General features: G+C 32.9%; 9 protein-coding genes. 5 read left to right on the forward strand and 4 right to left on the reverse strand.

The features are described 5' to 3' along the window. Positions 1-2: 2 nt before the first annotated feature. From Q0912_RS00345 to Q0912_RS00360, 4 genes are all read right to left on the reverse strand, one after another. Positions 3-1,958, reverse strand: a complete 1,956-nt coding sequence (locus Q0912_RS00345) for a DUF3857 domain-containing protein (protein ID WP_299110727.1) — start codon at positions 1,956-1,958, stop codon at positions 3-5. Next, positions 1,933-5,226 (reverse strand): tetratricopeptide repeat protein, encoded by a 3,294-nt coding sequence (locus tag Q0912_RS00350; RefSeq protein WP_299110729.1) that lies wholly within the window; start codon positions 5,224-5,226, stop codon positions 1,933-1,935. The genes Q0912_RS00345 and Q0912_RS00350 overlap by 26 nt, the downstream gene beginning before the upstream one ends. 110 nt (positions 5,227-5,336) lie before the next feature. After that, complete coding sequence (locus Q0912_RS00355; RefSeq protein WP_299110731.1) at positions 5,337-5,717, reverse strand: hypothetical protein; 381 nt, start codon at positions 5,715-5,717, stop codon at positions 5,337-5,339. 98 nt (positions 5,718-5,815) lie between these two features. Next, positions 5,816-7,051, reverse strand: a complete 1,236-nt coding sequence (locus Q0912_RS00360) for a glycosyltransferase N-terminal domain-containing protein (RefSeq protein WP_299110733.1) — start codon at positions 7,049-7,051, stop codon at positions 5,816-5,818. Between the two features lie 123 nt (positions 7,052-7,174). Between Q0912_RS00360 and Q0912_RS00365 the strand changes: the two genes are divergently transcribed. From Q0912_RS00365 to Q0912_RS00385, 5 genes are all read left to right on the forward strand, one after another. Further along, positions 7,175-8,335: a DegT/DnrJ/EryC1/StrS family aminotransferase gene (locus tag Q0912_RS00365; protein WP_299110735.1), complete on the forward strand. Its 1,161-nt coding sequence runs from the start codon at positions 7,175-7,177 to the stop codon at positions 8,333-8,335. A gap of 3 nt (positions 8,336-8,338) precedes the next feature. Next, a complete protein-coding gene (gene galE, locus Q0912_RS00370; RefSeq protein WP_299110737.1) occupies positions 8,339-9,358 on the forward strand; it encodes a UDP-glucose 4-epimerase GalE in 1,020 nt (339 codons plus the stop codon). 4 nt (positions 9,359-9,362) lie between these two features. Then, positions 9,363-10,643 (forward strand): amidohydrolase family protein, encoded by a 1,281-nt coding sequence (locus Q0912_RS00375; RefSeq protein WP_299110739.1) that lies wholly within the window; start codon positions 9,363-9,365, stop codon positions 10,641-10,643. A 282-nt stretch (positions 10,644-10,925) separates the two neighbouring features. Further along, on the forward strand, positions 10,926-12,482 hold the full coding sequence (locus Q0912_RS00380) for a helix-turn-helix domain-containing protein (protein WP_299110741.1): 1,557 nt from the start codon (positions 10,926-10,928) through the stop codon (positions 12,480-12,482). A gap of 517 nt (positions 12,483-12,999) precedes the next feature. Continuing rightward, complete coding sequence (locus Q0912_RS00385; RefSeq protein ID WP_299110743.1) at positions 13,000-16,236, forward strand: TonB-dependent receptor; 3,237 nt, start codon at positions 13,000-13,002, stop codon at positions 16,234-16,236. Positions 16,237-16,244 lie beyond the last annotated feature (8 nt).

Genomic DNA, 16,244 nt, shown 5'->3' on the forward strand with positions numbered 1-16,244 from the left:
ATTTAATTTGTTTTTTTAAAGACAACGGTTTCTTTATACTGTTTTTCTACTTTTTTTATGGCAGCATTAACAAGTTTTTGCTCCTCAGCTGAGAGTGTTAAAAAATTCATATTTAGTTCGTGCTTGTAAATTACTTTATTGAGTTCTTTTGTATAAGAAATATTGCATTTAAAGTATTTGTTGCTAAGCTTAAAATTTTCTGGTAAATAGTCTATGGAGTAATGCTCTGGCACTTCAAGAGAATTCTCAAAATGATAGTAGCTTTTATATTTTACCTCAATTTCATTTTCTCTATCGTCCTCAGATCTAAAATAACTGATTTCCCTGTTGAGGTTGAGGTTAACATAAATTTCATCTCCTAATTGTTTTGCATAGTCATTAATGCTAAACTGATAATTAATTTTAAAATCCTTGTTGTAACTATACTTGTTAAGTTCTTCAAAACTTTGTATTAGAAATTTATTACTCCCTTTTTGTAGTTTTCTGGTGTAGTAATCTTTGAGCTCTTTTTCTGAGTTTTTACTTTCTAATTGATTGAAATAGTCAATTTTATAATAGCCAGATAGGCTGGTTTCCCCTATGCCTACAAGTTGTTCCTCTTTAAGACTTAACTGTGATTTTTCAATATAGGAATTGTTTTCTGGAGGCATTATTGGTACGGTTTCTATATAGAAATCACCCTCTCCGTTGCCAATGAGTGCCTCTTTACCTTGTATAAAAGACGAAGGCATCTCTAAGGGTAAATACCGACCTGTAGCATCAAGAAAATAGGTTTTATCATCTTCTTTATAAGATAAAATCATATGATTATCTACCATTGGAGTGGGTAATTCTGTATAGGAATACGGAATACTCCGAGTACCAATCCATGTAAGATAACCTTTAAGCCCTGCAACTTTTAGCATCTCAAACAAAATACTTGAGTTGTCCTTGCAATCTCCATATTTTTTATTAAATACATCATTGGCTTCTCGGGGAATAAAACCTCCCAATGCATATTCAAAATCTATGTATTTAATATTTTTTTGTGTCCAATAATAAATTGCTCTTACCTTTTCTAAGTTTGTTTTACAATCTTTAGTAATATCATTTACTAAACTTACCAAGGCAACATCAGTTGGTTGCTGGTTAATGTCCTTAACCATGGAATAATACCAATCATACAAGTCAGATACGTCTTCTAAGACTTTAACTTCTTTGTCTTTAGTTTTATAAGATGTAATTATTGGAATAATATGGGGTAATACTTTTTTGTAAGTTGGTACAGCGCTTTCATACTTTATTTCATCGACATCAGAAATTTCCCAGGTATATATATTAGAACCTCTTTTATTTTCTTTGCTAAATTTAATGTTATACCCTTTGGTATTAAATTCTTTAAACCTAAGTGTAATTTCATCATCAGCAATTAAGATGACCTTTTTATTTTTAATAGGATAAAAGTTTCCAAAATATATAGGGCTTATAAATCTTGGATTCTTTACAATTTCGGTATACTCTAATTTTGTTTTCCCGCCTTCAGCTAAGTTTGGATAAATAAAATTTAGAGATTTTGTGTCATCATGAAATGAATTGTCTAGCTCGTCCTTTTCAACAAAGTCTTCTACTTTGTATGCTTTGTATTTTCCGTCTTTATATTCATATGATGTAGCCTCTACAGATTCTAATTCGAAAAAAGCTGAAAAGTCTAAGGCCTTTTTAGATCCATAGGTAGCTGATTCATCTAAAAATAAATCTTCTTCAAAGAAAGATTGTTTAATCTCTAGCTCATCATTATTTTTTAACTTCACTGAAATTTGAATTTTATCTATAAGTCTTATAAATGAAGCTTCAGGGTATTTGTTTTTTAGAGTATTAAATTCTTCCGTATGTTGTGCTTGAGCAATAAATAAAGCGCCAAATAAAAAGAGTATTAACGATAAGTATTGAATTCTATTTTGTTTTATAAACTGAGCCATTGAAATAATATTCTGTTTTAATTAACTTACCTGTTTCGTTATAGAGTTTGCGTTCTCCATGTCTTTCATTGTTATTATAATTTATAACCTCTTTAGTTTTTCCATTAGGAAAATTTTTGATGGTTTCTCCATCTAAGAGCCCATAATAATATTTAGACTTTTTCTTTATTGTACCGTCTTCGTAATAGTCTATATAGTCTCCATGATATTCACCATTTTTGTATTGTATCTCATTTTCTATAGCACCAGAGTAATAATAACTCTTGTAATCACCAACAAACTGACCGTTTTTATATTCCATAGTTCTTGATGGCTTTCCATTATCATAAAATGCTTCGATTTTATGGGTTTCTTTTATTATAGGAATCATATCTATCTCCATGCCAGAACTATCTAAATAAGCATAACCAATAAGTGTACCATGATTGTAGAACCTTATTAATTGTAAGTTTCCGTTTCTACCGTAAAACTCCTTCCTCCCATGTTGCTGGTCTTTGACATAAGTAGTTTTGGTATCTATAGTTCCATCTTCAAAATAGGAAAGCCAAGTTCCACTTTTTATACCATATTCGTAATATGACTCGTCTTCTATTTGTCCATTTTTATGGTAACGCAAAGATTTGCCATTTTCACTTCCGTTGAGGTATGTCTCTTTATATTTTATAGTACCATCTTCATAACGCCAAATCCATTCTCCATGCATCAAATTATTTAGATAGCTTCCAGATATATTTAGACTGCCATCAAAATTATAGTTATTGTAATTACCGTGCTGTAAACCATTAACATAATCAATTTCTAACTCTTTTTTACCATTAAAATGATTAACTATGAGGGTATACTGTTGTTTAGCGTTTTCAAAGTCTATAGTTTGGTGAACTTCATTCTTATTATTATAAATAACTTCTTTTATGCTTTTACCATATTTATAATGATTTTCTTTTATTAGATTACCATTTACACCAAATATTTGTTGTGTTCCATTAATATCTCCTTTGTGATAAAAGCTAATATTACTTAATGTGCCATCCAGATTGTAATAATGCCATTCACCATGTTGGTAACCATCTTTGTACCAACCTTGAGCCTGAAGTTTACCATTGATATGAAATCCCTGATAGTAGCCCGTTAAGTCTCCTTTTTCAAATTGAGAAATACTCGAAATTTGTCCATCAGTATGATAAGATTTATGAGTTCCTATCGCTAAGTCTTCTTCGTAATTACCACTTTCTGTTAAGACCCCATTTTTATCGAAGAATTTCCATTCTCCCATTTTACCACCCTTAATGTCGTATTTTCCTTCGGACATTGTATTACCATTAGCATAGAATCCTTTAAAATAAAACTTACCACCTTTTTTGCGATTTTCTGTTAGTACTTTTCCATCTTTATCGTAATATTTATAACTTATGACTTCACCACGTCTATATTCAAATTCGTAGTGTAGTTTTCCGTCTGTGTCATAGTACTTGTAGAGCCCTGTAATCTTTCCTTTGTCATATTCAAAAACAGACTCTAAAGTGCCATCTTGGTAAAATGTTTTCCAGGGACCATCAAAAAAGTTATCTTGGCTTTGACCTTGTTCACTAATTTGACCGTTAAAATGATACTTTGTATACGATCCATTTAGTTCATTATTAGTATAGGTCGCTTCTAACGATTTTTGTTTGTTCCAGTAGTATTGAGTTTCTTTACCATTGCGTTGCCCGTCTTTAAATTCGATATTAGAGTAAATATCTCCATGAGCATAATATTCTAAAACATTATTTATGGCTTTATCATTATTGTAGTCTACATCAAACTCTGGTTGAATAATATCTCCAACATTAAAATAGGCTAAGTATTTTCCATCTAACTTACCATCTTTGAAGTGCTTCTTTTGTTTTAGTGCACCTGAAGAAAGATAGTATAAGTATTCACCATCAAAATTGCTATTTTTTAAATCGGTCTTTATGTAAGGCTTACCATTTTCGTACCAAGATTCATTTTTACCATTCAACTCACCGTTAACATAAATAGTAGTTTCTTTTAATTGCCCATTCTTATGATACCAAGACCATTTACCTTCTCTTTTACCTTTATTATTATAAGCACCTTTACCTGATACCGCGCCATTTTCTTCATAGAACACCCAATCGCCAACTGAAACATCTCCATTCATTTCTCCTTCTGCCTGAATTATACGATTTGAATAGTAATAATAGGTGTTTTTAGTTGTACCATCTATCATTTGTTTTTGTGGTGCCATAACATCATAAGTGTTGGTCGTAAATGCTGAAATAAAACTTTTTACATCGTCGGTTTTCTTTGCTACTAATTTTTTTAATTCTTCATTTTTTATAGAATAAGTAAGTGTGTAAACAAAATTATCGAATTGATCGTTTTCTTTTATCCACTTAAATAGTGGTACATAACGTTTGTCCCAAAAACCATCACTACCTTCATAATCTTCGAGCTGTTCAATCATTGCATGGCTTTGTTTTACCAATGCGATATCTATTTCGTTATCTATTTTATATTTATTACTTAGCGCAATCCTATTGTCTAGTATTAAGTTAAGATCTTCAAAAGCTTCATCATCTTCAGAGACCACCAAATCGTCATTGGGCTCATATTCATTTTTGCCAGCGATAGCTTCATTTAAGTACTTAAGTAATGAAAAGGCACGTTCAGAATCTGGTTCAACCAGAAGTGCCATATTATAGCACATTAATGCCTGAGCAGTAAGATTTTGTCTATAGCATATGTTACCAAGAAATAAATGCGCGTTTCTGTAAGTAGGACTCATTAAAATGACCTTTTGATAAGCATCTATAGCTTTAGGTATATCTTTCATTTTTTCATAACAAGTTGCCTTATTAAACCATAATTTATGATTTGCTGGATAATACTGCAGTGCTTTATCATATATATCAATAGCATCCTGATATTTTTCTAAATTTTCTAGAGCTACACCTTTGTTCATCATAAAAAATAGCTTAGAACTACTATCGCAATCTAAAGCTAATCCTTCATCAGTAGTCTTAATGGCTTCCTCATAGTTTTCTAGTTGAATTAAATAGTATGATTTAGAGGTTAGTATGGTGCAGTAAGTAGAATCATTTTTGTTTATTTTATTTAGCGATTCAAGAACTTTATCATATTGCTCTTCGCCAGAGAATTTAGCTACTTCTTCAACGATATTATCGTAGTCTATATATTTAATTTTATCTTGTGAGTGTATTAGACAGGCAAAAAGTAAAAACGATAGTGATAGGATTTTTTTCATGTAAGAGATATGATTTATAGAACAAGCAATATAGCAATACGCGAGATAAAGGCATAAAAAAAAGCCTGATTTTCATCAGACTTTTAAGTTTTATAACGAAAAGATTCTAACTAGTTATCTTTCATTTTATCCATAGCATCTTTACCAGCTTTTTTAACGTCGTCTGCAGCTTCGTTAGCAGCATCCTTAGCATCGTCAGCCATGTCTTTAGCACCTTCTTTAACATTATCTACTGCGTCATTAGCAGCATCTTTAACATCTTTTGCCATGTCTTCAGCACCTTCTTTAACATCATCGGCAGCATCTTTAACTGCATCGCCAGCCTCATCAGCAGCATCTTTAACCGCATCACCTGCGTCTTCCATAGCGTCGCCTGCATCTTTAGCCGTTTCTTCGATTTTGTCTTCAGTGTTTTCTTTTGTCTCTCTACAAGAGTTTAATGATAGTCCCAGAAATGCAACTAGAGCTAAACTTAATACAACTTTTTTCATTTTAATAGTTTTAGTGTTAATTGTTGTTAATGTACGAAAATACTAATTTTAATGAAACTTTAACAATATTTCATTTGTATTAGTATATTAATATACGCTTATATACGTAGATAATTAAGGATTTGGACGACAGCACCTTTGTTTTTTTCAATAAAGATTTTATTGATTTTACCTTGTTTCTCCCTTATTTCTTTATTCGATATTAGAGTATTTAGCTCAGTTTCGAATTCTGAAGCATTAGTAACAGAGACCACACCTTTTAGTTCTATAAGCTTTTTAGCCTCAGGAAATTTTTCATAATTTTTACCAATTAGTATTGGTACACCAAAGACAGCAGGTTCTAAGATATTATGTAGACCTGTATTACCAGCCGCTCCACCTACATAAGCTATGTTTGCATAACTATAAACTTTGCTTAAATATCCAATAGTATCTAAAATGAATACTCCATTTCTTGAAAGGTTTTTGTTACTCATTTCAGAAAAACATGTAGTTTTTATTTTAAGCTGAGATTTTATAGACTGAATATAACTAGGTTTCATATTATGCGGAGCAATAATAAATTTTAAATCTTGGGTAGAACTTTTATTGATATAATCTATGTAGAGTTTGTCATCATCTGGCCATGTACTTCCAAAGACCATACACAGCTTATCTGCTTTAAAATCTTCAATAAACGAAATAGAATTGTCTGTTTTTAGCTGACTGGAAACACGATCGAAACGTGTGTCTCCAGAAACCGAAACGTTATTATATCCAATATCTTTAAGTAATTCTTTAGAGTTTTCATCTTGTGTGAAAATGTGTTTAAAAGCAAATAGAGCAGATTTCATAAACCCACCATACCATTTAAAAAAGCTTTGAGTTTCTCTAAAAATAGCAGAAATGAGTATAGCGTCTATGTCTCGTTTTTTTATTTCTTGCAAAAAATTTGGCCAAATGTCGTACTTAACAAATACGATATAATCTGGATTTACGCTATTTAAAAAGCGTTTAGCATTCGTTGTGGTGTCAAGTGGAAGATAAACTACGACATCAGCAATCTTAGTGTTTTTTCTAACATCATAACCAGATGGAGAAAAAAAGGATAAAACAACTTTATAATCTGGATATTTAATTTTTAAGGCTTCAAAAACAGGAAGACCTTGTTCGTATTCTCCAAGAGAAGCACAGTGAAACCAAAAAGTTTTGTCATTAGGCTTTATAGCTTTTCTAAGCTTTTCTATAGTTTCTTTTCTCCCATCAACACCTAATTTTAATTTTGAATTAAAAAGTGACAAAAGCCCAATAACAAAGTGTGCTATAAAGATTCCTATGGAATAAAGTCTTCTCAATAGTAAAGATTTGTGCTAAAATACATTACTTTCAATTAATTGCATTGGCATAGCGATTACAATTTTGTATTTTCGTTCATGGCTTAAGTCTAAGCCATATACAATAAATTTAGAATCTTCCGAATGAAAAAAATTCAAATGGTTGACCTTCAGGGTCAATATGCAAAAATTAAAGCTGTTGTAGATCCCTCAATTCAAGAGGTAATGGATAGTGCAGCATTTATAAATGGTCCAATAGTACATCAATTTCAAAAAAATCTTGAGGATTATCTTGGCGTTAAACATGTTATTCCGTGTGCTAATGGTACAGATGCACTCCAAATTGCCATGATGGGTTTAGGTTTGCAGCCTGGTGATGAGGTTATTACTGCAGACTTTACGTTTGCAGCAACTGTTGAGGTTATAGCTTTATTACAGCTAACACCTGTTTTAGTCGACGTAGATCCTATAAATTTTAACATAGATATTGATGCTATTGAAAAGGCCATTACTCCAAAAACTAAAGCAATTGTGCCTGTTCATTTATTTGGGTTGGCAGCGGATATGGATGCCATCATGGATTTAGCAAAAAAACATAACCTATATGTAATTGAGGATAATGCCCAAGGCATAGGAGCAGATTATACGCATAAAGACGGTTCTAAAACTAAAACAGGCGCAATAGGCCATGTAGCTTCTACATCCTTTTTCCCATCAAAAAATTTAGGTTGTTATGGTGATGGCGGAGCTATTTTTACCAATGATGATGAATTAGCACATACTATAAGAGGTATTGTAAATCATGGTATGTATAAGCGTTATCATCATGATGTGGTTGGTGTTAATTCTAGATTAGATTCTATACAGGCTGCAGTATTAGATGCAAAGCTACCATATTTAGACAGCTATAATAAAGCAAGGCGAAATGCTGCTAAAAAATATTCTGAAGCTTTTAAAAATCACCCAAAGGTTGTTACCCCTAGCGGAAGAGCAAACTGCGAAGGTATTTGTGATACTTGCGATTGCCATGTTTTTCATCAGTATACTTTGAATTTAAAAAATGTTGATAGAGATGCCTTAGTAGCACATTTACAAGCCGCCAATATTCCATGTGGGGTTTATTATCCTATTCCGTTACACAGGCAAAAGGCGTATCAAGACAAGCGCTATAAAGAAGAGGACTTCAAAGTTACTAACCAATTGGTTAAATCCGTAATTTCTTTACCAATGCATACAGAACTAGATGATGAACAAATTGAATTTATAACTACTACCGTTCTAAGTTTTATAAATAGTAATTCTTAAAATATGAAGATTTTAGTTACCGGAGGTTTAGGCTTTATCGGTTCGCATACAGTTGTAGAATTACAAAACGAAGGTTACGAGGTTGTAATTATAGATAATTTAAGTAATTCATCCGTTGAGGTCTTGGACGGAATAACTGCAATTACAGGCACAAAACCCTATTTTGAAAAATTAGATCTTAAAATTAAAGGCGATGTGCAATCGTTCTTCAAAAAGCATAATGATATTGCAGGAGTTATTCATTTTGCTGCTAGTAAAGCTGTTGGGGAGAGCGTAAATAATCCTTTGATGTATTATGAAAATAACATAAACACTTTGGTATATGTGCTTCAAGAGATGAAACAACTTAACTCTCAAAACTTTATTTTTAGCTCTTCTTGTACTGTATATGGTCAGGCAGATGAATTACCAATCACAGAAAATGCACCAGTGAAACTAGCTGAATCACCTTATGGAAATACAAAACAGATTGGCGAAGAAATTATAAAGGATACCTGTAAAGTCAATAAAAATTTTAATTCTATTGCTTTGCGTTATTTTAACCCCATTGGCGCACATCCTTCAACTAAAATAGGCGAATTACCAATTGGAGTGCCACAAAATTTAGTACCATTTATTACCCAAACTGCTATTGGGATGCGCGAGCAGCTTTTAGTTTTTGGAGGGGATTATCCAACGCGAGATGGAACTTGCATTAGAGATTATATTCATGTCGTAGATTTGGCAAAAGCACATGTAGTTGCTTTACAACGTTTATTATCAGGAAAAAACAATTCAAATTTTGAATTTTTTAATTTAGGAACAGGGAAAGGTAGCTCTGTCTTAGAAGCCATTAAGTCATTTGAAAGTGTTTGGGGTAAAAAGTTAAACTACAAAGTAGTGGGTAGAAGATCTGGAGATGTAATCTCAGCTTATGCAGACACTAATAAGGTTAATAATGTTTTAGGCTGGAAAACCAAACTAACACTTGATGATGCTATGGAGTCTGCGTGGAAATGGGAACAGAAAATCAGAAATAAATAAATATATGAAGACTTTTTTTAGAGTATTAGTATTGTTAATTTCAGTAACAATAACTGCTCAAGACACATATTTACATTGTGGGAAATTGATTGATACTAAATCTGGGGAAATACTTATTGAGAAAACAGTTGTCGTTTCTGGAGATATTATTGTTTCTGTTGAAGATGGCTATAGAACTTCTCAAAATTCTAATGATAGAGTAATAGATTTAAAATCTAAAACGGTAATGCCTGGTTTAATTGATATGCATGTGCATATTGAGTCAGAAACCAATCCAAAGAGATACTTACAGGCTTATACACAGAACGATGCAGATGTGGCTTTTAGTTCTGTAAAGTATGCAGAAATTACTCTAATGAACGGATTTACAACCGTAAGAGATTTAGGCGGAACAGGTGTAAATGTAGCACTCCGAAATGCAATTAACGCTGGTAAAGTTGATGGGCCAAGAATTTTTACAGCAGAAAAAGCCTTGGCGACAACAGGTGGTCATGCAGACCCAACTAACGGGTCTAAGAAAAGCCTAATGGGTAATCCTGGACCAAAAGAAGGTGTCGTTAATGGTGTAGAAGACGCTAAAAAAGCGGTTAGACAACGTTATAAAAATGGAGCGGACTTAATAAAAATTACAGCCACAGGAGGTGTATTGAGTGTTGCTAAAAGTGGTCAAAACCCTCAGTTTACAATAGAAGAAATTAAAGCTATATGTCAAACTGCTAAAGATTATGGGTTTCATGTAGCTGCACATGCACATGGGGACGAAGGGATGCAACGCGCCATTTTGGGTGGAGTAAAAACCATAGAACATGGTACCTTAATGAGTGCAGAAACTATGGAGCTCATGAAAAAGCACGATGTATATCTAGTTCCAACTATAACTGCTGGTAAATTTGTTACTGAAAAAGCTAAAATAAAAGGCTATTACCCAGAAATTATTGTACCCAAAGCTTTAGATATTGGTCCTAAAATTCAAAATATGTTTGGTAGAGCTTATAAAGCAGATGTTGGTATAGCATTTGGTACCGATGCTGCTGTTTTTTATCATGGAGATAATGGAAAAGAGTTTGGTTATATGGTTGAAGCTGGTATGCCTGCTATGGAGGCTATACAGAGTGCTACATTGACCAATGCCAAGATTTTAAAAATGGAAAGTCAATTAGGACAAATTAAGTCTGGTTATTTAGCAGATATTGTGGCTGTTAATGATGACCCTACAGAAGATATTTCTACTATGGAGAATATCACTTTTGTAATGAAAAACGGTGTGATTTATAAAAACCAGTAATTTTTTGATTATTTAAACTCGTTTGAGAGTCTATCCAGTTTAAGAAAATGTTATTGATTTTATAGACCGATTTTTTTTAAAACAATTGATGTGTTTTCAAATTGACAAGTTAAACTATGCATTCATTTTTCTGTTAAATTGCTCTATTATGAGTAAACTTTTATCGGTTTTTACATTTATTTACCATTTTTAAGAAGTCTTTAAGAGTTTAATTCATCTGATGAATATAACTTGAAGATTATCTAGCCATCTTTATTATTATAACCACCTTAAGTCTCAAAAATGATTTTTCTAAGGCGTATTTTTATATTTACTGCCCTGCTCTTATTTTTCAATATGGGTAATGCAAAAATCAATGGAGAATTTGATCCTACGACCAATTTTAAATTGATGTCAAATAAAGCTCTGGATAGTATTCTTCAAGATGTGCAAGTAAGAGATTCCCTAAAACGTATTGATTTAATAAAGGTTAATGAAGCTTTGTTGTCTAATAAGACTGAAGACTCAGTATCTATAAATAAAGCCTTAGCTATATTGTATTCAGAAAATAATAACGCAGAAAAGGCCTCAAAGCATATTAAGACGTATATTAAATCTACCCAAGATTTATCCATTTTAAATGATCATGTGTTTTCGGAAATTAGAAATGAAAAACCCTATAATGATTTAGTTAAGGAATATAGACCGAATTTTAATTTTTCTGCTATAGCTCATATGTTAACTGGAGTTATAGGGATTTTTATGGTTATAATTCTTTTTGCTAAAAAGAGTTTAGATAGAACTTCCGTTCTTTTAATAGGAGCATTTGTTCTTTTTCATTCATTGTTCTTGATACATATTAGCTTGTTTAAATCTAACTATCATTTAAAATTTCCTCATACGTATTATATATCTACACCCTTTTCTTTTCTATATGGGCCATTACTTTACTTTTACTTTAAAAGAGTTGTCCAAAATTATAAACTATCACTTAAGGATTCACTACATCTAATACCAACTTTTTTATTGGTAATTTGGTTGCTGCCACAGTATATGTTAAGCGGAACAGAGAAGTTTTATTTGTTACTTGATGGTACACAGTCTGTTCTTAATAGCACTAAAATATTGGTATTGTTAAAAGCTTTGTCTTTAAGTATATATGCTATAGGTATTTATAATATTTATAGAAATAAAAAACGAAGTAAACAAACCGAAGATCCAGAATTTAAAAGTAGATTTATTTGGGAGCGAAATATAATGCTTGTATTCTTTTGTTATGTATTAGCCTATATTCTTCACGGCACTGTTGTTGTAAGATTAATAGAATATGAGCCTTTTAATTTTATAAATGCCATTTTTATGATTACCATGATATTTTACATAGCATTAATGTCTGGATTAAGGCCAGAAATAATTATGAATGCCAGCAGTAGTAATTCTAAACAAACCGAAAAACTACCATCTATAAAGCCAAAACCTTTAAAATACGAGAAATCAAACCTTACAGAAAGCCTTTCTATTGAATTAAAGTCACAGTTGACAGAATTGTTAACCCACGATAAAGTATACAAAAACAATGATATAAGTTTAGAGCTACTTTCGGAGATGTTGGGAACAACTAGGCATAATACGTCTCAAGTAATTAATGAACATTTTGATATGAGTTTTTACGACCTTATTAATTATTTCAGAATTATGGAAGCGATAGATATTTTTGACCAAGATGAAAAGCGAAATCTAAATATTATAGATGTTGCATATGAGGTCGGTTATAATAACAAAGTAACTTTTAATAAAGCATTTAAGAAATACATGAATAAAACACCTAGTAGCTATATAAGATCTCTCTACTTAGTTTAATAGCGTCTAAGATATTCTCTTTCCCTCCATATTTTGTTTCTAGGGGTTATTTATTGAATATTCTCTGTATCAAAAACTACATTTTATTGTATTAATTAGTTATTCTAACAATGGACATATATTTTTAGAATTTTAAAAGCTTTATTTTTTCATTGGTAGGTAGTAAGTGGTATTACAATGTTTGAGCTGTGAGAGAAAACAACACCTTTATTATATATACATATTATTATGATAAATTATCATTGAACATCTAAATTTTCTTAAAATCGTAAATAAAGAGTAATCATTCATCGGTATAAGTAAACTCTTATAGCTATTAACTCACATTAGTCCCCTTGTTGGTTTTTTTACTAAAGCAATTGCAAAGGGAGGCAGTGTGACCTTACTTTATTCTATGAAATAACCATGTTAACTTTAATTTCATCAAAGTAATTATTTTAAGTTAGTCTTTAAAATATACTTCACTGCCGACCTTTCTTTTTGCAACAAACTAACTGTATAACTTAAATTAAAATTTATGAAAGTAAAAAATTATGGTTTGGTTCTGTTGTATTTATTTTTCGGATTTCAATTGGCTAATGCCCAAGAAAAAACAATTACAGGAACCATAACTACCGAATCGGATGGATTGCCCCTTCCAGGTGCTAACGTGATTGTAAAAAATACCGCAAGAGGTGTTCAATCAGATTTCGATGGTAATTATACCATCAATGTTGCACAAGGTGATGTTTTGGTAATCTCTTATGTTGGGATGGAGTCAGCAGAAGTGGTAATCGGTACGGCTAATGTTTATAATGTTGCCTTAAAAGAAGGTAACGCCCTTGAGGAAGTGGTTGTTGTTGCTTATGGTACACAGAAAAAGGAGGCCATAGTAGGTTCGGTTGCAGTTGTAAGCTCCGAAATTATCGAGAACCAACAGGTAACCTCACCATTAAGAGCCTTACAAGGTACCGTTGCGGGTGTCAACTTAATCACTGCTGGTGGTCAGCCCGGAAGCAATCCAAATTTTGTTATTAGAGGTTTTGGTAGTTTTACTGGAGGTAATGGTCCACTTATCGTTATCGATGGTGCACCATTTAATGGTAACCTTAATACAATAAGTCAGGATCAGATCGAGTCTATCTCTGTATTAAAGGATGCGGCTTCTGCTTCGCTTTATGGTTCGCGTGCAGCAAATGGTGTTGTATTGATAACTACCAAGAGAGGTAAGCGAAATACAAAGACCAGTGTAAGACTTAGAACACAGTACGGTGTTTCAAACCCAGCTGTAGGTATCCATGATATCACAGATTCTGAAGATTATCTAAGACTTATGTGGTCAGCACTTAGAAACGATAATATCTATAATAATGGTCAGGATGCGGCGACGGCTTCAGCCAATGCTTCTAACGCCTTAATACCAACTTTAGGGTATAACCCTTATGGTGTAACCAACCCTATTGGTACAGATGGAAATTTAGTACAAGGTGCTAGTTTACAATGGGAAACAGATTGGGAAGATGCGGTATTGAGAGAAAATGTACCAAGGATTAATCATAATATTAATATTTCTGGTGGAACAGACAACACCAATTATTTCTTCTCTGTAGATTACCTTAGTGAAGATGGACCAGTAATAAAATCAGATTTCGAAAGAATCGCTTCAAGAGTTGGATTGGACTCTCAGGTTAACGATTGGTTAAAGTTAGGAATCACCAGTGGTTATTCAAGATCATACTCAAACAATCCTGATCAAACCTCAGGAAGTACAACTCAGGCCATTTCATGGATATATAGCGTTAATGGTATATACCCAATATTTGTAAGAGATGCCAATGGCGAGTTAATATTAGATGATTCGGGGAACAGAATCTATGACCTTGGTAATGGTAACGGAAGACCAATAGGTCAACCAGTTAACTTTAACAGACCAATTAATGGTGGTGAGAATATTTTAGCTTCAATTTTACTTGGGTCTGAGCAACGTATAAGAACTAACTTCTTAGGTTCTGTATATGCAGAGGCAAAATTCTTAAAGAACTTCACTTTTAGAACGACCTTTAACTACGAAAACTTTGTTTTTGACAGTCACAGTTTTGATGATGATGAGATCGGTGCTGCCTCTAATGTTCAGGGTAGGGTAAGTAAGGCAAGAAATGTAACAACAGGTCTTAACGCTATTCAGGCACTTAATTATAAGACAACTATAGCAGATGTACACAATGTCTCTGTAGATGCGATCTACGAGGCTAATACATCGACCTTTGATGGCTTCAGTGCGTCATCGACAGGATTTTTACCTGGTCAGGAAGAATTAGGTAACGGTACCGTAGCAGAAACTTTTGGAGGATTTAGAACCGAACAAAGAATTGTAAGTTACTTGGGTCGATTGGCCTATAACTATGACAACAGATACTTTGTAGAGGGTTCTTTCAGACAGGATAAGTCTTCTCAGTTTGGTGAGGATTTCAATACGGGTGATTTCTTCTCAGTTGGTGGAGCCTGGAATGTTACCAATGAGAGCTTTATGGAAGATATCGATTGGCTTAACAATCTTAAGTTAAGAGGTTCTTATGGCGAATTGGGTAACATAAATATTAGCGGAGGTTTCTTTCCGGTAAGTTTCTTATTTGGAGGTACTAATTTTGGAAATATTGTGATATCACCAGTAGAGGGTCAGCCAACGAATTTACCTGCAGCGACATTGCCAGATCCAGCATTACAGTGGGAGACTTCTACAACATTGAACTTTGGTATGGATTTCACGATATTTAATGGTGCACTTTCAGGAACTGTTGAATATTTCAAAAGACGAAGTGAAGATTTAATACAAGATATTACGGCAACACCATCACCAGGTGTACCAACAGTAAGAGCTAATGCGGGTACTATAGAGAACTCAGGTTGGGAAGTTACTTTAAACAGTAACATTATCAATAAGAATGATTTCAGTTGGAGTGTAGGTGGTAACTTCTCAATATTGAAAAACGAGATTATCCAAGTATCACCATTTTCAGATACTCAAGTTAATGGCTCAAAATTATGGGCTGTAGGAAATTCGTTATTTGAGTTTTATATTAGAGAGTGGGCCGGTGTTAACCCAGCTAATGGTGATGCTATGTGGTACCAATATTTTGACGATGTAAATGGAGATGGTGTCTTTAATGCAGGTGATAATACTATAACAGGTTTAACACAGTATAGGGAAGCTAACCCTAATGCACAGATCGTAAGAACGGTTACTAACCAATATGATGATGCTACACGAGTTGAGACTGGGAAAGAATCTTTACCAGATATCCAAGGTGGATTTAACACCAATATCAGATACAAGCAATTTGATTTAAGTGCTTTGTTTAACTTTAGTTTAGGTGCATATATATTAGACACAGACTACTCAGGATTGGTAAACAACTTTGATGCAATTGGAGCATCTGCACACCCAGATAACTTTAAGGCTTGGTCACAACCAGGAGACATTACTGATTTCCCTAGGTTGACCACATCAAACAACAATTTCAATTCAAGATCTACAAGATGGTTGTTTAAAAATGACTATGTACGTCTTAGAAGTTTAACATTGGGTTATAACCTTTCTCAAGATGCTTTAAAAGAGATTGGGTTGAGTTCGGTAAGATTCTATTTCCAAGGGGATAACTTAATCACTTGGCAATCGCATGCTGGTATTGATCCAGAACAAGCGTTTAATGGACTTACGGCTAACAGATCTCCGTTACAGAGAACCTTCACTTTTGGAACATTGATTGAATTTTAAAATAAAAA

It is taken from the genome of uncultured Winogradskyella sp. (genome assembly GCF_947498345.1).
Classification (GTDB): Bacteria; Bacteroidota; Bacteroidia; order Flavobacteriales; family Flavobacteriaceae; genus Winogradskyella.